This window comes from Pseudarthrobacter sp. PvP004 (assembly GCF_017876035.1).
In the GTDB taxonomy this organism is placed as follows: Bacteria; Actinomycetota; Actinomycetes; order Actinomycetales; family Micrococcaceae; genus Arthrobacter; species Arthrobacter aurescens_A.
Genome location: NZ_JAGINL010000001.1, coordinates 2943312 through 2960305 on the forward strand (window position 1 = coordinate 2943312; position 16994 = coordinate 2960305).

A 16994-nucleotide genomic window follows, 5' to 3' on the forward strand; every position below is an offset into this window, starting at 1 on the left:
CTAGGCTTCCAGCTCGTCGGCAACCTTGCGCAGTGCCATGCTGATGGCCTTGGCCTTGTTGCCGTCGGGGTATTTGCCTGAAGACAGGGAGCCGGAGAGATTGTCCAGCACGGTGACCAGGTCCTGGACCATCGGCGCGAGGTCCCTGGCGTTCATGCGCTTGGCCTTGGCAATGGACGGCGTCTTCTCCAAGACACGCAGTCCAAGTGCTTGTGCTCCACGGCGGCCGTCGGCCACACCGAATTCCACGCGGGTCCCGGCTTTGAGCTCCGTTACGCCCGCGGGCAGGGACGTCTTGGGCAGGAATACTTCCTGGCCGTCTTCAGCCGCGAGGAATCCGAAGCCTTTTTCCTTGTCATACCACTTGACCTTGCCGGTAGGCACGTAATCAACCTTCTTCGTTCTTGCTTTGGGAGACACGTCGGGCCATTCACCGCATCCACAGTTATCTGCGGGATCGAGGGCGACAGCCCGGTCCGTGTTGGTCTGTTCCTTCAAGGTTATCCTGCCGGACCCCCTATTCCCGCTTTGCCGCGACCACGCGGTACGCGAAGATGACAACAGTTGCTTCCATGAATCGGCTTCGCGTGCTGCTGCTAGCGTTATTGGCATGACTTCCCCGGGTTACCGCCGCCCCATCATGATCATCGCCGCCGTCATTGCCGTCATCTCCCTGGCTGCCGTGGGCACGGTCATGGCTGTCGCATTCAACGGGGGCGTGCCACCGGTGTGGGTAACGTGGGCGGCCCTTTACGGACTTCCCGTAGCCTTCATGCTCGCCGTAGTTCTGGTGCTTGACTCTGTTCGCCAACGCCGCCGGCAGTAACCCACGGCCCCACTGACAGGCACGAGGGGCCCGGGGGCGGTAACGTTGGATTGATGTCCCTGATACGCGCGCTCAGCAAGGAACTCGAAGCGCGCAGCGACGATTCGCTGCGGGCCTTGTTTGCCGCGCGACCGGACCTCATCTCCCCCATGGCGCCTGACTTCCCGGCTTTGGCTGCGAGGGCGAGCGCACGGGTCAGTGTCCAACGTGCCTTGGAACGGTTGAACAAGCCCGAGATGCAGGTCCTGGAAACACTGCACCTGTGCACCAATGCCGATACCGGCCACAGTATTTCCTCGGCCGGGCTGAAGAAGGTCATTGCGGGTTCCACCCTTTCGGCGCTGGACCCCATCCTCGCCAAATTGCAGGATCTGGCCCTGGTACATCGGGCAGATCCGCCCACCGGCTCGCCGGCAACCTCGTCCCGTCAGCGCTTCTACCTTCCGGTGGGCAGCCTCAAAGACGTCATCGGAATCTACCCTGCGGGTCTTGGGCGGAGCTATACAGAACTGGTACGGCTACAACCGGCCTTTGCCCAGCGGGTAGTGCAGTTGGTGGCCGAGCTTCATCAAAGCGGTGCCGGTATCCACCCCGCCAGCACTCCAATGGACGCGGCCCTGGCCTTGCAGCGCTGGACCTCCACTCCGGAGAACCTGCGCGCCATCCTGGCCACGGCACCCGACCGGACGGTGGCCTTGTTGGACAAGTTCGGCAGCTGGGCCATGGGCGCAGTACCCCAGGCGCAGCGCCGGGCTTCGGTCACCCACGAAAGCCATGATGTGGGGCCCATCGACTGGCTGTTGGCGCGGGGTTTGCTGGTCCCTTTGGACGCCGGCCACGTGGAGCTGCCCCACAGCGTGGGCCTTGCCTTGCGTGGTGGTGCAATCGTGGATGATTTCACGCTCGCCCCACCGGTTCCGGAACTCGGCCATACGAGTGCTGCCCTGCGACGCAATGCTGCCATGGGGGCCATCGCCGAGATTTTGCGGCTGGCGGCTGAGCTTTTGTTCGCAGTCCGGGAGCAGCCTCTGGCTACCCTTCGGAGCGGCGGTGTGGGCGTGCGCGAACTGCGGCGTTTGGCAGAGTCCATCCGTTTAGGTGCCCATGAGACGGCCATCCTCCTGGAGTTGTGCGCCATGGCAGGGCTGCTCCGCTTGGACGTGGACAGCTCCACGTGGGTACAGCCACCGTCGCTCGAATGGCTCAACCTGCCCCGGCAGGAACAGTGGCTGTGGCTGGTCAACGCATGGCTGGCAAGCGAGCGGGCACCTTCATTGGTGGGGCAGCCTCTCGCTGGCCCGTCGTCGTCGGCCGCCCATCAAGGCGCGGCAGGCACCACCATCAACGCCTTATCCGCGGAGGCACAACGGCCCGACGCCCCGGTGGTGCGCCGGCGGGTCCTGGAGATCCTGAATGAGCTCACTGTGGAGGCCGCAGCGCCGGACGGGAAGGCGCCCGTCCTGGATGCCAGGGCCGTGCTGCAGCGGGCCGAGTGGGCGCAGCCACGGATGTCCCGCCGGTTCAGTTCCCTGGTGCGCGGCATCCTTGAGGAAGCCACGATCCTTGGCCTGATGGGATCCGGTGCGTTGACGCAGTTGGGTTCGGCCATCGCTGACGGCCAGCCGGAACAAGCCATGACCATCCTCGGCGAACATTTGCCCGCTGCGGTGAACCACATCCTCCTCCAAGCAGATCTCACGGCCGTGGCGCCCGGTTACCTTGCGCCGGAACTCAGCGAGACCTTGCTGTTGATGGCCGACGCCGAGGGGCAGGGCCCGGCGTCGATCTACCGTTTCTCAGCCGCCACCATCCGGAGGGCGCTCGACGCCGGACAGGATGCGGAATCGCTGTTGGCGTTCCTTCGTGAGCATTCCGCCACGGACGTGCCCCAACCTTTGGAGTACCTTGTCCAGGACACCGCGTCCCGGCATGGCCGGCTCCGTATCGGCACGAGTGCCAGCTTCATCCAGAGCGACGACGAAACTGCCATCACCGATCTCCTGCGCGAGGCCCGGACGTCCGTCTTGAGCCTGGTGCGCATCGCCCCCACCGTTCTGACGTCCTCCGCCAGTCCGCGCGAGACTGCGCGTGTCCTTCGCGAGCTGGGACTCTCGCCTGCCGTGCAGGAGGCCGAGCCCGCCGTCGTGCGTTTCAAACGGACCACGGCGGTGCCGGGCAGCGCACGGCCTGTCTACTCGGCGCCCCGAATGGCTCCGCCGGACGACGACGTCGAAGCACAGCTTTCGGTCCTGCGGCAACACCGCGCCGTCCCGGCTGAAGCGGCGGGCGAGGCGTCCACCCAGCTGGGCCTGGAGACACTGCAGACGGCCATCCGGCTCAAACAGGCGGTCACCATGAACGTGGTGGACAGCTTGGGGAATGCCAACACCGAAACCGTTGTTCCTGTATCCGTCTCCGGTGGGCGTGTCAGGGTGTTCGATCCCGCCAAGGACACCGAACGGGTGTTGTCCATCCACCGGATCATCGATGTGGAACCCGCAGGAGAACTGCGTACATGAAAACAGCGCCGTCCCTGAGAACTGCGCAAGTGAGGATTCAACAGTGACCGACGGTCCGCTGATCGTACAAAGTGACAAGACCATCCTGCTGGAGGTCGACCACGAGCTCGCTACCGAGGCACGCCACGCCATCGCCGCGTTCGCCGAGTTGGAGCGCGCCCCGGAACATATGCACAGCTACCGGCTGACGCCGTTGGGTCTCTGGAACGCCCGGGCGGCAGGGCTGGATGCGGAACAGGTGCTGGATACGCTGCTGAAGTACTCGCGCTTTCCCGTGCCGCACGCCTTGCTGATCGATGTGGAAGAGACCATGTCCCGCTATGGCCGGCTGCGGCTTGAGAAGGATCCGCAGCACGGGCTGGTGATGCGGACCGATGACTATCCGGTGCTGGAAGAAGTCATCCGTGCCAAGAAGATCGCTCCCCTGCTGGGGCCGCGGATCGACGGCGAAACGGTGGTGGTGCATTCCTCCCAGCGTGGACAGTTGAAGCAGTTGCTCCTCAAACTTGGGTGGCCCGCTGAGGACCTTGCCGGCTATGTGGACGGGCAACCACACCTGATCATGCTGGACGAAAGCGGCTGGCAGTTGCGCCCTTACCAAAAGCTGGCCACGGAGAACTTCTGGGCCGGCGGCAGCGGCGTCGTCGTGCTTCCCTGCGGTGCGGGAAAGACGCTGGTAGGCGCGGCAGCCATGGCCACGTCCTCCACCACCACACTGATCCTGGTCACCAACACCGTCTCTGCGCGGCAGTGGAAGGACGAATTGCTCAAGCGGACATCGTTGACGGAGGACGAAATCGGCGAGTACTCGGGCGCGGTCAAGGAAGTCCGGCCCGTCACCATCGCCACCTATCAGGTCCTGACCACAAAGCGCGGCGGGCTCTACCCGCACCTGGAACTCGTGGACGGGCATGACTGGGGCCTCATCATCTATGACGAGGTCCACCTGCTGCCCGCCCCGATCTTCCGGATGACAGCGGATCTCCAAGCCCGGCGGCGGCTCGGCCTCACGGCAACGTTGGTGCGCGAGGACGGGCGTGAAGGCGAGGTGTTCAGCCTGATCGGACCCAAACGATACGACGCACCGTGGAAGGACATTGAGGCACAGGGCTACATCGCCCCCGCCGACTGTGTTGAAGTGCGCGTGGACCTCCCCCGCGACGAGCGGGTGGCTTACGCCATGGCTGAGGATGCTGACAAGTACCGGCTGTGCGCCACCTCGGAAACCAAAACCAAACTGGTGGAAGAGCTCGTAGCCGTCCACAAGGGCGAGCAGTTGCTGGTGATCGGCCAGTACATCGACCAGTTGGACGAGATTGCCGAAAGGTTGGACGCTCCCCTGATCAAGGGCGAAACCAGCGTCAAGGCACGGCAGAAGCTCTTCGACGCGTTCCGCAAGGGTGAGATCCACACCTTGGTGGTGTCCAAGGTGGCCAACTTCTCCATCGACCTGCCTGAAGCATCGGTCGCCATCCAGGTTTCAGGTTCCTTTGGCTCGCGGCAGGAGGAGGCCCAGCGCTTGGGACGCCTCCTGCGTCCCAAGCAGGACGGCCGCGCAGCCCGTTTCTACTCGCTGGTGGCGAGGGACACCCTGGACCAGGATTTCGCTGCGAAACGCCAACGGTTCCTGGCCGAGCAGGGCTACGCCTACCGGATCATGGATGCCAAAGATGTGGGCAAGGACGCTGGTCAGGCACAGTAGCCTGGCTGGTCTTGGGACAAAGAACCTCAGGGCCCTTGCTAATCATCTCCAGCGACTTTACGATTCCTAGTGAAGCTCTCCGCCCTTAAAGGTTGCCCCTGGTCCAGGCAGCCCGGCGGCCAGCCGTCGGCGGTGGGGGAATCCCGCAGCCAGGGAGCCGACGGTTTGAAGGCCTAGAAGAATCTGAGAATTTCCACCAGAGGATTCCCCAATGCGCAAAGCCCTCCTGGTCCTCTCCGCGATCGTCCTGCTGTCCGCACTCGCACAGCTGTTCTTCGCCGGATACTTCCACTTCCAAAACACCATCGAAGCCCAACGTGAAGCGGGCGTCTACCACGCAGTTAATGGCCAATATGTGTTGCGCTATGCGGCATTGCTGGCTGCAATCGTCGCGGCCATTGCCCGGATGGGATCCCGGACGATCTGGCTGGCGGCAGGCATTTTCCTGCTGACGTGGCTCCAGCTGTTCATCTTCATCATCGGCGGCATGCTGACCGGGTCCTCGCCGGAATTCATCACCCCGGCAGGCTCGTGGGTGGTCTCCATCCACCCCATCGTTGGTGTGCTGATGATCTTCATGTCCTACTGGCTGTTCAAACGCGCCCGGGCGGCGGCCCTTAATCCCCAACCGCTGCCTCCCAAGGCGGCATCCTCGGATGCTTCCACCTCGCCAAGAACAGCCTGACCAACGGCAGCTGTGAACACCTCGCAGCTGCTGGCGGTAGACCTGGTGCTGTCCGCCTTGGCGGCCGGCGCATGGATTGCCGCCGCCTGGTTGACAGCGTCCGTGAGGACGGACGCTTCAAGCACCGCTTCTCCAAACACCGACAGTAAACCGGACAAATCCCGCGGGATTGACCTGGCATTGCTGTTGGTGGGTGCAGCCGTCGCACTGACAGTGGGCCGGTACGCATTGCTTCCTGCTTTGGTGGCGGGCAGTTGGTGGTTTGCCAGCGAACGCGTAACCATCAACGTGCCTCTGACCGCCATCCCCGCGGCTTGGGCCGCGACGGCCGGTGTTCCGTTCTTGCTGAGGAGGCGGAACACCGGCTCCAAACCCGTCACAGGAGACCCCGGGCGTCCGGGACGGTCCCGCGAGTGGGCCGTTCTGGCCATGGTGGCGGCTGCCTCGTCAGCTGTGGCATCACTGGCACTAACGTTCATCCTTGGGCCGTTCCCGGCCCTCTGGAGCCTCGTGGTGCTGCTGTTCATGGTGGCCGCCAGTGTGCTGATCGCCAAGCTCGCCCTGTTTACGCCGCAACGCGTCGCCAGGGAAGGTGCGGCCGCTCGGGACGACGCGGCTGTTCGGGCAGGCGTGTCAGTTCGGGCAGGACGCCGCGGCGGCGCCTCTCCCCTCGGCAGGCGGCCGACGGCGGCTGCTGCGGTTGCCGGGCTCATGATCTGTACCGCTTTGGGCTCGGGTGTCTTCGCCTGGCTTGGGAGCCGGTCCGCCGACGGCGCGACCATCGCTGCCGCCGTCGGGCATCATGGCGGCACTGGCGCACCGGTGACGGATCCGACGCCAGTGACCAGCCTGGTGGGCGACGCCCCCGCCGCCGCCGTGGTCCGGCACTACGAGCTGACGGCCAGGGTGGAACAGGTGACGCTGCCATCCGGGCAGACCACGGAAGCCTGGACATACGGCAGCCTTCCGGGCCCGGCATTGGAGGCCCAACTAGGCGAAGTCATGGAAGTGGTGCTGAACAACCGGGACGTAACTGCCGGCGTGACGCTCCACTGGCACGGTTACGACGTCCCCAATGCGATGGATGGAGTGGCGGGCGCTACTCAGGACGCCGTGATGCCCGGGGAGTCCATGACGTATCGTTTCGCGGCCGCCCAAACGGGCACCTACTGGTATCACACCCATCAAGATTCGGCCGAGGGGGTTCGCAAGGGCCTCTACGGCACGTTCGTCGTGCACCACCCCGCTTCGCCCCGTGCTGACACGGACATTGTGGTGGCAGGGCACGACCTGAGCGGTCTGGGGTTGCTGGGCTCCTCAGACCGTGGCAGTGCCCACACGGCCGCCCCTGGCTCAAACGTGCGGGTGCGGCTTATCAACACCGATTCCGTGCAGCAGCGGTACCTGATCCAAGGCACCGCCTTCAAAGCCGTGGCGGTTGATGGGACCGAAGTGAACCAGCCCCAGGACGTAACCGGCAAATTGCTGCGACTCGGAGCCGGCGGCCGGGTGGACATCGCCTTCACCATGCCAGCCACACCAGTGACCGTGCGCTCGGACACCGCGGCCAGTGCCGTAGTGGTCATTGCCCCGCCCGGTTCACCTGCCGCAGATGAGGCTGCCACGCCTGAAGACGTGGTCCCGGACAAAGCGCCGGCAGGCGTCTTCACCACCACACCCGTGCTCGACCTGTTGAAGTATGGCAAACCCAGGCTCGAGGAATTGGATGGTGGGGAAAAGGATGGTGGCGGGAAGGCGGCAAAGCGGCCCATCACCCGTGAGGAGGTGATGGTGTTGGACCGGCAGTTCCGCTTTGTAGACGGCATTCCCCGGTACGCCTTTACTGTGAACGGGGCTGCTTATCCGCTGGTTCCGTCCATTGAGGTAGCTAAGGGCGACACCGTGAAAGTGACGGTAGTAAACCGCACCTCCGAACCTCATCCGATGCACCCCCACGGTCATCATGTGCAAGTACTGAGCAGGAACGGCGTGACCCCAAGCGGATCACCGCTCATCCTGGACACCGTGGATGTGTTGCCGGGCGAAGTTTGGGAACTGCTGCTCCACGCCGACAACCCTGGCATCTGGATGGACCACTGCCACAACCTGGACCACGCGGCAGAGGGGATGATGATGCTGCTGAAGTACCAAGGCGTGTCGTCGCCGTTCGTGCACGGCGGCCATTCCCACAACCGGCCGGAGTGATGGACAGCTGAGGCTTGCGCCTCAGGCGACCATCCGGCTGGTGACTTCGATGGTGACGTGGTCCACTACGGCCCAGCCGTCGTCATCGCGGAGTTGGGCACTGGCGAACCGTTCGGCTGCGGCCAGGTCATCAAAGTCCTCGCGGCGAACGCGGCCTGAATCGGTATCCAGATACGTCACATGGAATTCGACGTCGCTGTTACGGTGCTGGTGGATGCTTACTGGAGCTGCTGTGTTTGCCATGTTTTAAGTGTGGATCGGGGCACTGACATTTTTTGAAGCATCCGTGGGCGTGTTCGGATTTCAAGGGGTCCCGACGGTCCCGGGCCTCCGCAGATACCGGGCCGAAACGTCGCGGACGGTTTCACTGAGCACGTCCAACACCCGGGATGCCGTCCTCCACCGCTGCCAGTAGAGCTGCACATCGAAAGGCCGGTCCGGGGCGAGTTCGATCAGCCGGCCGTCCGCTATATCCGGCCCGCATTGAACTTCCGGAATCAGCCCCCAGCCGAGGCCTAACCGGATCGCGTCGCCGAAGTCCTGGGAAGCTGGGACGTAATGGCGCGGTCCTTTCCGGCCCGGAACCGGGCGACCCTCAGCCGTGAACGCCGACTGCACGAAGGCCCACTGGTAGGTGTCCTTGCGGTCGAAGTCCACGGTGGTGGCCGCGTTGAGTGTTGCCCCATCAAAGCCCTTATCCAGCCCCGGGAACCAGCGCTCCACAAAGTGCGGGGCCGCGACGGCGCGGTACCGCATGACCCCGAGGCTTTCTACGCGGCACCCCTGCACGGGTTCGGGCGTGGCGGTGACGGCGGCCATGACCGTGCCTGAGCGAAGCAAGGAAGTGGAGTGTTGTTCGTCGTCGCGGTGGAGGTCGAAGGTGACGTTGAGGTCTCCGGGCACCTGGGCCAGCGCCTTAAGGAACCACACCGCCAGGGAATCCGCGTTGACCACGATCGGTACGGCAAGTTGCGCTGCGTCGGCACCCAACCCCAGTTCCCGCCCGGCATCGGCTTCGAGTTGCGCCACCTGCCTGGCCAGACGCAGCACAACCTCGCCGGCTTCGGTGGCCTGGGCAGGGTTGCTGCGTTGCAGCAGGACCCTGCCGGCCGACTGTTCGAGCGCCTTCAGCCGTTGGGAGACCGCCGACGGCGTGATGTGCAGCAGGCGGGCGGCAGCATCCAGTGTGCCCTCGGAGAGGACCGTGGCAAAGGTCAGCAGCTGTTCGGAGGGGAAATGGGACATAAGGAGATCTTACGTGGCTTGAGAATATTTAGCTGTTCTAAATACCTCTGGAAACGTAATTTCGAAGGGTGAACTCTATTGATTTCTTCCACTCAGCAGGCCTCGGCCTGGCCACCGGGCTCGCCCTCATCGTCGCCATCGGAGCACAGAACGCCTTTGTGCTCCGCCAGGGAATCCGGGGCGAGCACATCGTCCCTATTGTGGCTGTATGCGCGTTGTCCGACGCCGTCCTTATCGCGGCCGGAGTCCTTGGCACCGGCGCCCTTATTACGGCAGCTCCGGCCGCCGTCGTGATTCTTCGCTACGTGGGGGCTGCATTCCTGGTGACATACGGCCTCATGGCAGCCCGCCGGGCGTTGCGTCCGCAGTCGCTGACAACGAGTGAAGGAGCAGCCAAAGACGGCGGCGCGAAGCGCGGTCTCGCCGCGGCCGTCACCACCGTCCTCGCCCTGACGTGGCTCAACCCGCACGTATACCTGGATATTGCCCTTCTCGGCTCCATAGCCAGTGCCCAAGGAGCTCAATTGCAGTGGTGGTTCGGGGCCGGCGCCATGCTGGGCAGCATCGTCTGGTTCTCATCACTGGGATTTGGCGCACGATTCCTCCGAAACTTCTTTGCCCGGCCCATGTCCTGGAGATTCCTGGACGGCGGGATCGCCGTGACCATGGTGGCGTTGGGAGCGGGGTTGGTGCTGGGGGCCTGAAGTGGCACAAGCACACCGCCGCGGCCACGCAGCCCGCTCCCATGCGGCATCCAGAAAACTCCCAGTTTCTGGGAGCATCATGGATGTCATGAAAAAGAACGGTCCTGAAGCCAAGCTTCTTGTTGTCGACGACGAGCCCAACATCCGCGAGCTGCTGTCCACGTCGCTGCGGTTTGCAGGCTTCGAGGTCGTCGCGGCCGCCAATGGTCGCGAAGCCCTCGCAGCGGCCGACCTCCACTCACCGGACCTGGCAGTCCTCGATGTCATGCTGCCTGACATGGATGGCTTCACGGTGACGCGCCGCCTCCGTGCTGCCGGCAAGCACTTCCCCGTCCTGTTCCTCACGGCGAAGGACGATACCGAGGACAAAGTCACCGGCCTCACAGTCGGTGGCGACGACTACGTCACCAAACCCTTCAGCCTGGACGAAGTGGTGGCCCGCATCCGCGCCGTCCTTCGCCGTACGCAGCCACTTGAGGACGACGATGCCGTGATCCGCGTTGACGACCTTGAACTCGACGACGACGCCCATGAGGTCCGCCGTGGAGGCACGGTGATCGAGCTGTCCCCCACCGAGTTCAAGCTCCTGCGCTACCTCATGTTGAATCCCAACCGCGTGCTGTCCAAGGCCCAGATCCTGGACCACGTCTGGGAGTACGACTTCAACGGTGACGCCTCGATCGTGGAGTCGTACATTTCCTATCTGCGACGCAAGGTGGACATCGATCCCGATGCCGCGGCCCTCATCCAGACCAAGCGCGGCGTGGGCTACGTGCTGCGAACGGCAGAGAAGCGCTGACCCTTGCTGCTTCGCTGGAAATCGGCGTCCCTGCGGTCGCAACTCGTCGCCATCATTATGGGCTTGCTCCTGCTCGCCTTGGCTGCCACGGGTGCGGGAACGCTGACGCTCGTCAAGAGTTACCTGCAAGGCCAGGTGGACGACAAACTCAAGGCCGCCGTCGCCTTGGCGCAGGACCAGCAGTCCTTTGACAAGCTGGCGCAGCCCAACCCTACGGCTCCCACTGACTCCACAGTTCCCACGGACTACTCGCTGACGCTGTACGTACCCGGGCTGGAGCCCTATCCCTTCGGCGGTAGCCAGAGTGACCGTCCCGCGATCGCGAACATCACCGCAGCTGAAGCCAAGCTCCGCGGTAACTCCCCCTTCCAGGTCAGGGGCACCGCCGGTAGCAACTGGCGCGTGGTGGCCATTGGCGTCACTGCCAACGGCCAGAACGGCGTAGTGATCATTGGGCTGCCGCTCACACCAGTGGACAAAGTGATGGAGCACGCAGTCCTGGTGGTAGTGGGCGTGGGCCTGTTGACCCTGGTGCTGGCTTTCTTCATCGCCACCTGGACTGTGGCACGGTCCTTCCGTCCGCTCGCCAAGGTGGAAAAGACGGCTGCGGCCATTGCTGCCGGTGACCTGTCCCGCCGCGTTGAAGTGGATAACCCTCACACCGAGGTCGGACGGCTGGGCGGCTCTTTGAATGCCATGCTTGCCCACATCGAGGCCTCTTTCGCTGCCCGTGCCGCGTCCGAAGGGCGCATGCGCCGCTTCGCGGCCGATGCCTCCCATGAGCTGCGCACGCCGTTGGTCACCATTCGCGGCTTCTCGGAGCTGTATCGTCACGGAGCCTTGGCCACCAAGGAGGACGTGGCCATGGCGATGGGCAGGATCGAAAGCGAAGCCAAGCGCATGGGTTCCATGGTGGAAGACCTCTTGATGCTGGCCCGCCTCGATGAGCAGCGCCCCCTTCAGCTCAAGCCCGTGGACCTGCAGCTCCTTGCACACGATGCTGTGGTGGATACCAAGGCCTCCTCCGGAGACCGGACCATCACGCTCACCGGACTGGACGGCAGCTCCCCCACTGCTGCGCCGGTCCAGGGTGACGAAGCCAAACTTCGGCAAGTCATCGGGAACTTGGTGGGAAATGCGCTGCGGTACACACCCGAGGGAAGCCCCATAGAACTCGCTGTCGGTGTTCGAAAGACCCCGACGGGTTCAGTTTCCGTCATCGAGATCCGCGATCACGGGCCGGGCATTCCGGAGACGGAAACCAACAAGATCTTTGAACGTTTCTACCGTGCGGATACCTCACGCACCAGGGAGACGGGCGGCAGCGGCCTCGGCCTTGCGATTGTTGCAGCGATTGTCGCCTCCCACGGCGGCACGGTCGACGTGGGAGAGACCGACGGCGGCGGCGCCACTTTGGTGGTCAGCCTTCCGTACCATGAGGAATCTGCGGCGCTGTTATCCACATAGCCCCGTTGTCCACATAGCGACGAACCGTTGTTCTGCGGTTGCGGGTGGCTGCTTAGGCTCGATGTTGTGGCCCACGCTTCCCACCGCAACACGCGGAACATCTTCGTCGAAAGGCATCACCCATGAGCGTCATCTCCGTCGATACCGAACTGCTCCAGCTCAAGTCGGCCAACGTCAAAGGAACTGTTGATCGGATCAGTTCTGATGTTCAGACCATGAGGCGAGGCTTGGAGGAACTTGAGGCGACCTGGCGGGGAACAGCTGCCACGAATTTTCAGGCGCTTGTCCTTGAATGGTCGCTGACGCAGAGCAAGGTTGAAGCCTCCTTGGCTTCCATCAACATGGCCTTGTCCTCAGCTGCCGCAAGCTATGTGGAAGTGGAGCAAGGTAACACCCAGCGCTTCACGTACTAGCTGAACCGTGCGCGGTTCTCCCGCTCCATGAACTCCTGCGGGACGGCTGTCTTCCCCCTGTGCAGCCGCCTCGCAGGTCAGGAACAACTCGCATCCGGCGCTAATTCTCCGGCTTAATTCTCAACAGTCCCTTGATGGAACCGCAGCCGCCATTGACCGCGGTCCAGCAACCAGACAGAACTGCGGAGCGCCGAGCCGGTGTGCGCGAAGCTGCGGTAATTCAGCAAAATGGTGTTGTCGCTGAGCCGGTCCGCGCTGAGTAGTTCCAGTTCGGTGGGTTCGCCGGGGTCCTCTTCCAATGCCATCATCATGGCGTCCCGCGTCCAGAACCTGCCCGAGCTGCCAATCTCCGCGAAGTCCGGGTGGAGCAGCACGCCGATCCTGCCAATATCAGCCCTCACGTCAGGCTTGAGCAGTTCCCGCTCCAAAGCCAGGACCGTGTCCTCAGCCGACAGTTGCTGCGTGGAAGCGTCAACATCCAGTTCACTGAAAAGATCAGCTTGGCCAAACATGCCGGACTCGCCAAAGAGTGTCGGCTCAAAGTGCGGCCGGGAGCTGCGGTCAGCCTTCGGGGGTGCAGAACCGACGGCTGCCGGGGAGACTCCGGCGGCAGCGGTTGCCGGGACGGGCATGGACGAACGGGCCTGTACGCGCTCTTCCGCACGCGGCTGAGACTCAACATCCGTCTGTGCCTTGCCTTGCACCTGAGCCTTCGTCTGGGCCTGCGCCTGTGCCTGTGCCTGTGCCGTACCCTCCCCCTGCGCACCGGGGAACCCAGGGCCGGCCCTGTGCGCTACGCCCTGCTGGTAGGCCGTGGCAACTGCGCGAGCACGCTCGTCTGCGGCCTCGTTGAGGTCGTGGCCCGCGTGGCCCTTGACCCATTCGAAGGTGTATTTGCGGCCAACGATCGCTTGGTCAATGTCTTTGAGAAGGTCCACGTTCAGCACCGGCTTGCCGTCTGCCTTCCGCCAGCCCTTCCGTTTCCAACCCGGCATCCACTTGGTGATGCAGTTGATGACGTATTGGCTGTCGCAAAGGATCAGCAGCTCTTCCTGCGGCACGTGGGCCGTGGACCGGAACAGGTCCAGGACGGCCATCAGTTCACCCTGGTTGTTGGTACCGTGCGGCCAACCTCCTGCTCGCCAACAGGAGTCATCAACGTACCAGGCCCAACCGGCCGGCCCAGGATTACCGAGGGCGGAACCATCGGCGGCAGCAATAATCGTCATGGGTTAATCCTGCCAGACCACACCGACACTGAAACCGTGATAGTACCCAAGTGAGTCGTAGTAGATGCCGTTTTGAACACTCAATAGGGCATCTGCTGCTACCTACTTGGGTGACGCAGCCAGGGGTGCCGACGCAGAACGGCGGTCCCCACCACATGGTGAGGACCGCCGTCGTCATGCTGTTCAGCGTGAGGCTGGGCGCTGTATCGCTACAGCAGGGAGGCTTAGAAGCCGCCCATGCCGCCCATGTCGTCGCCGCCGGGAGCCGGAGCGTTCTTCTCCGGCTTGTCGGCAACTACGGCCTCGGTGGTCAGGAAGAGACCAGCGATGGAAGCAGCGTTCTGGAGAGCCGAGCGGGTGACCTTTACGGGGTCGTTGACGCCGGCAGCCAGAAGGTCTTCGTAGACACCCGTGGCAGCGTTCAGGCCGTGGCCGGAAGGCAGGCCGCGAACCTTGTCCACCACAACGCCCGGCTCGAGGCCGGCGTTGAAGGCGATCTGCTTCAGCGGTGCGTCGATGGCAACCTTGACGATGTTGGCACCGGTTGCCTCGTCACCCTGGAGGGTGAGGTTGGCGAATGCCTTGGCGCCAGCCTGGATGAGGGCAACGCCACCACCGGCAACGATGCCTTCTTCAACAGCAGCCTTTGCGTTGCGGACTGCGTCCTCAATGCGGTGCTTGCGTTCCTTGAGCTCAACTTCGGTTGCGGCACCGGCCTTGATGACTGCAACGCCGCCGGCCAGCTTGGCCAGGCGTTCCTGCAGCTTCTCGCGGTCGTAGTCGGAGTCGGAGTTCTCGATCTCGGCGCGGATCTGGGCCACGCGGCCTGCGATCTGCTCGGCGTCGCCGGCACCTTCAACGATGGTGGTCTCGTCCTTGGTGACAACAACCTTGCGGGCGGTGCCGAGGAGTTCCAGGCCAGCGTTTTCGAGCTTGAGGCCAACTTCTTCGGAGATGACCTGACCACCGGTGAGGATGGCGATGTCGGCAAGCTGTGCCTTGCGGCGGTCACCGAAGCCCGGAGCCTTGACGGCAACGGACTTGAAGGTGCCACGGATCTTGTTGACGATCAGGGTGGCCAGGGCTTCGCCCTCGATGTCTTCGGCGATGATCAGCAGCGGCTTGTTGGACTGCATGACCTTCTCCAGAACCGTGACGAGTTCCTTCACGTTGGAGATCTTGGAGTTGACGATCAGGATGTACGGGTCTTCGAGGACCGTCTCCTGGCGCTCTGCGTCGGTGACGAAGTAAGCGGAGATGTAGCCCTTGTCGAAGCGCATGCCTTCGGTGAGTTCGAGCTCCAGGCCGAAGGTGTTGGATTCCTCGACCGTGATGACGCCTTCCTTGCCCACCTTGTCCAGGGCTTCGGCGATGAGGCTGCCGATTTCCGGGTCGCCGGCGGAGATGGAAGCCGTAGCTGCGATCTCTTCCTTGGTTTCGATTTCCTTGGCGGAGGCCAGCAGTTCGCTGATGACTGCCTCAACAGCCTTCTCGATACCGCGCTTGAGGGACAGCGGGTCGGCGCCGGCGGCAACGTTGCGCAGGCCTTCCTTCACCAGTGCCTGGGCCAGTACGGTTGCAGTGGTGGTACCGTCGCCAGCGACGTCATCCGTCTTCTTGGCAACTTCCTTGACCAGTTCTGCACCGATCTTCTCGTAAGGATCGTCCAGTTCGATCTCCTTGGCGATGGAAACACCATCGTTGGTGATCGTGGGGGCGCCCCACTTCTTTTCGAGGACGACGTTGCGTCCACGCGGGCCGAGGGTGACCTTGACGGCGTCTGCGAGGATGTTCAGGCCCCGCTCGAGGCCGCGGCGAGCCTCTTCATCAAATGCAATGATCTTGGCCATAACGGCGGTAGTCCTTTCGGGACAGTCGTTAAGAAGGTACCTGTCAGATGGGGTGCCCGCGACGGACGGTCCTTTGCTTGCGGCCTCTGTATGCCCCGCGCTCCAGACCTCACCCCACCAAGGTGTTTCTTGATCCTCCGCCGGTCCAATGCCTGTCCGCCGCCGGGGTTAGCCGGGCCGGGTTTAGCAGTCGAACCATAGGAGTGCTAAATCAATAATTAGCACTCGACCGGGGAGAGTGCAAGCAGAGATGCCACTTTGCTCTACATACAAAGGGATTTCAGCCGAGGGCTGACGTGACGGGCACGGATCCAGGAGCGGAACTACGCGACGCGAACACCTTCGGCTTGTGGGCCTTTCTGCCCCTCCCCCAGTTCGAACTCAACCCGCTGACCTTCTTCGAGGGCACGGAAGCCATCCATCTGGATGGCGGACCAGTGCACAAAGACGTCGTCGCCGGATTCATCCACAGTGATGAAGCCGTATCCTTTTTCGGCGTTGAACCATTTGACGGTTCCCAAAGCCATGATGCCCACACTTTCGCAGTAGCCAAGACCGGTAGCCGGGATCTCCGTACCGGAATTAATCCACTGTAACCATTGTCACTGGCACCGCGCTGCTGTGGATGGCCAGGGCACCGCTTTTGTTATTGAGGCTTAACCGAGTTGGGGAATTTCAGCTGCGGAAGGAGCCTGGAGCTTATTGGTAACCGGGCCCGGCCACAACCACCAGCGGCTGTTGAACCTCGGGCGTTTCCACGATGGTCTGGATGCCCAGTAGCGTACCCAAGGCCTCCGCGTTGGCCTTCTGCTCGGGCGCGTTGTAGAAGATTACGGACGTCTGCTGCGGCAGTCCGCCCCAGTTTCCTACCGTGCTCAGCGCCCAACCGTCGCCCTGGACGAGGCCTGCCACACGCCCTGCCAAGCCCGCAGTCCCCGCGCCGTTGTACACAGCCACCGGAGTGCTCTTATCCACCGGAGCGGACGACGGGGTAGCAGAAGGAGATTCCGACGGCGTCGGTTCGCTGCTGGGTTCGCTGGAAGCGGTAGGTGCGCTGCTGGATTCGGTGGGTTCAGCGGACGGCGCCGTAGATGTCTGCTGGGGTGCCGGCGTCGTGGTGTTCGACGAAGCGCTGGGTGCTACCAGCCCAAGGTTGGGGAGGATCAGGAAGGCCACCAGCCCAAGCACCAAGGCCACTGCCCCAACGGTCAGGACCGGCCACAGAGTGGGGCGTGCGGTCTCTTGGGCGTCGCGGTGAACGCCTTGACGGGACGTGTTCTGCGGAACCCGGTCGAATTCGTCCTTGGCATATTTGGTCATGGTGAAGCTGTGTCCTTGCTGGTTGCTGCT

The 16994-nt window shown here is 63.3% G+C and carries 16 protein-coding genes; 9 read left to right on the forward strand and 7 right to left on the reverse strand.

The window, feature by feature from the left end:
* Window positions 1-384, reverse strand: coding sequence for a cold-shock protein (locus J3A64_RS13170; protein WP_011773749.1), 384 nt, complete (start codon window positions 382-384; stop codon window positions 1-3).
* 226 nt (window positions 385-610) lie between these two features.
* Between J3A64_RS13170 and J3A64_RS13175 the strand changes: the two genes are divergently transcribed.
* From J3A64_RS13175 to J3A64_RS13195, 5 genes are all read left to right on the forward strand, one after another.
* The gene (locus J3A64_RS13175) at window positions 611-826 is read left to right on the forward strand and encodes a hypothetical protein (protein ID WP_014920916.1); all 216 of its coding nucleotides are present in this window, start codon (window positions 611-613) and stop codon (window positions 824-826) included.
* 53 nt (window positions 827-879) lie between these two features.
* Complete coding sequence (locus J3A64_RS13180) at window positions 880-3345, forward strand: helicase-associated domain-containing protein (protein WP_011773748.1); 2466 nt, start codon at window positions 880-882, stop codon at window positions 3343-3345.
* A 43-nt stretch (window positions 3346-3388) separates the two neighbouring features.
* Entirely contained in the window at window positions 3389-5047 is a 1659-nt protein-coding gene (locus J3A64_RS13185) for a DNA repair helicase XPB (RefSeq protein WP_011773747.1), read from the forward strand.
* A 211-nt stretch (window positions 5048-5258) separates the two neighbouring features.
* Window positions 5259-5732 carry a hypothetical protein gene (locus J3A64_RS13190; RefSeq protein ID WP_011773746.1) on the forward strand — a complete coding sequence of 158 codons (474 nt, stop codon included), beginning with the start codon at window positions 5259-5261 and terminating at the stop codon, window positions 5730-5732.
* A gap of 12 nt (window positions 5733-5744) precedes the next feature.
* Complete coding sequence (locus J3A64_RS13195; protein ID WP_210064489.1) at window positions 5745-7937, forward strand: multicopper oxidase family protein; 2193 nt, start codon at window positions 5745-5747, stop codon at window positions 7935-7937.
* Between the two features lie 21 nt (window positions 7938-7958).
* On the opposite strand, the gene J3A64_RS13200 is transcribed toward J3A64_RS13195, so the two are convergent.
* Both J3A64_RS13200 and J3A64_RS13205 read right to left on the reverse strand, forming a co-directional pair.
* On the reverse strand, window positions 7959-8180 hold the full coding sequence (locus J3A64_RS13200; protein ID WP_014920913.1) for a hypothetical protein: 222 nt from the start codon (window positions 8178-8180) through the stop codon (window positions 7959-7961).
* A 60-nt stretch (window positions 8181-8240) separates the two neighbouring features.
* A complete protein-coding gene (locus J3A64_RS13205; protein WP_210064490.1) occupies window positions 8241-9182 on the reverse strand; it encodes a LysR family transcriptional regulator ArgP in 942 nt (313 codons plus the stop codon).
* Between the two features lie 68 nt (window positions 9183-9250).
* On the opposite strand from J3A64_RS13205, the gene J3A64_RS13210 reads away from it, so the two are divergent.
* The 4 genes from J3A64_RS13210 (at window position 9251) to J3A64_RS13225 (ending at window position 12565) form a co-directional block, all read left to right on the forward strand.
* Window positions 9251-9886 (forward strand): LysE/ArgO family amino acid transporter, encoded by a 636-nt coding sequence (locus tag J3A64_RS13210; protein WP_011773742.1) that lies wholly within the window; start codon window positions 9251-9253, stop codon window positions 9884-9886.
* Between the two features lie 88 nt (window positions 9887-9974).
* Complete coding sequence (locus J3A64_RS13215) at window positions 9975-10685, forward strand: response regulator transcription factor (protein ID WP_024819794.1); 711 nt, start codon at window positions 9975-9977, stop codon at window positions 10683-10685.
* Window positions 10686-10688: 3 nt separating this feature from the next.
* On the forward strand, window positions 10689-12152 hold the full coding sequence (locus J3A64_RS13220) for a HAMP domain-containing sensor histidine kinase (RefSeq protein ID WP_043469838.1): 1464 nt from the start codon (window positions 10689-10691) through the stop codon (window positions 12150-12152).
* A gap of 122 nt (window positions 12153-12274) precedes the next feature.
* Window positions 12275-12565: a WXG100 family type VII secretion target gene (locus J3A64_RS13225; protein WP_011773740.1), complete on the forward strand. Its 291-nt coding sequence runs from the start codon at window positions 12275-12277 to the stop codon at window positions 12563-12565.
* A 113-nt stretch (window positions 12566-12678) separates the two neighbouring features.
* Here J3A64_RS13225 and J3A64_RS13230 read toward each other — a convergent pair whose 3' ends face one another.
* The 4 genes from J3A64_RS13230 to J3A64_RS13245 form a co-directional block, all read right to left on the reverse strand.
* Window positions 12679-13794 (reverse strand): ribonuclease HI family protein, encoded by a 1116-nt coding sequence (locus tag J3A64_RS13230; RefSeq protein WP_210064491.1) that lies wholly within the window; start codon window positions 13792-13794, stop codon window positions 12679-12681.
* Window positions 13795-14018: 224 nt separating this feature from the next.
* A complete protein-coding gene (gene groL / locus J3A64_RS13235; RefSeq protein WP_011773738.1) occupies window positions 14019-15644 on the reverse strand; it encodes a chaperonin GroEL in 1626 nt (541 codons plus the stop codon).
* Between the two features lie 323 nt (window positions 15645-15967).
* Window positions 15968-16171 (reverse strand): cold-shock protein, encoded by a 204-nt coding sequence (locus J3A64_RS13240; protein WP_011773737.1) that lies wholly within the window; start codon window positions 16169-16171, stop codon window positions 15968-15970.
* A gap of 172 nt (window positions 16172-16343) precedes the next feature.
* Window positions 16344-16964, reverse strand: a complete 621-nt coding sequence (locus J3A64_RS13245; RefSeq protein WP_011773736.1) for a LytR C-terminal domain-containing protein — start codon at window positions 16962-16964, stop codon at window positions 16344-16346.
* Window positions 16965-16994: the final 30 nt, after the last annotated feature.

What these genes read in the sequence shown, in the direction of transcription:
- J3A64_RS13175 (WP_014920916.1), top strand. Translation starts at nt 611, where the DNA reads ATGACTTCCCCGGGTTACCGCCGCCCCATCATGATCATCGCCGCCGTC.
- J3A64_RS13180 (WP_011773748.1), top strand. Translation starts at nt 880, where the DNA reads ATGTCCCTGATACGCGCGCTCAGCAAGGAACTCGAAGCGCGCAGCGAC.
- J3A64_RS13190 (WP_011773746.1), top strand. Translation starts at nt 5,259, where the DNA reads ATGCGCAAAGCCCTCCTGGTCCTCTCCGCGATCGTCCTGCTGTCCGCA.
- J3A64_RS13200 (WP_014920913.1), bottom strand. Translation starts at nt 8,180, where the DNA reads ATGGCAAACACAGCAGCTCCAGTAAGCATCCACCAGCACCGTAACAGC.
- J3A64_RS13205 (WP_210064490.1), bottom strand. Translation starts at nt 9,182, where the DNA reads ATGTCCCATTTCCCCTCCGAACAGCTGCTGACCTTTGCCACGGTCCTC.
- J3A64_RS13215 (WP_024819794.1), top strand. Translation starts at nt 9,975, where the DNA reads ATGAAAAAGAACGGTCCTGAAGCCAAGCTTCTTGTTGTCGACGACGAG.
- J3A64_RS13225 (WP_011773740.1), top strand. Translation starts at nt 12,275, where the DNA reads ATGAGCGTCATCTCCGTCGATACCGAACTGCTCCAGCTCAAGTCGGCC.
- J3A64_RS13230 (WP_210064491.1), bottom strand. Translation starts at nt 13,794, where the DNA reads ATGACGATTATTGCTGCCGCCGATGGTTCCGCCCTCGGTAATCCTGGG.
- groL (WP_011773738.1), bottom strand. Translation starts at nt 15,644, where the DNA reads ATGGCCAAGATCATTGCATTTGATGAAGAGGCTCGCCGCGGCCTCGAG.
- J3A64_RS13240 (WP_011773737.1), bottom strand. Translation starts at nt 16,171, where the DNA reads ATGGCTTTGGGAACCGTCAAATGGTTCAACGCCGAAAAAGGATACGGC.
- J3A64_RS13245 (WP_011773736.1), bottom strand. Translation starts at nt 16,964, where the DNA reads ATGACCAAATATGCCAAGGACGAATTCGACCGGGTTCCGCAGAACACG.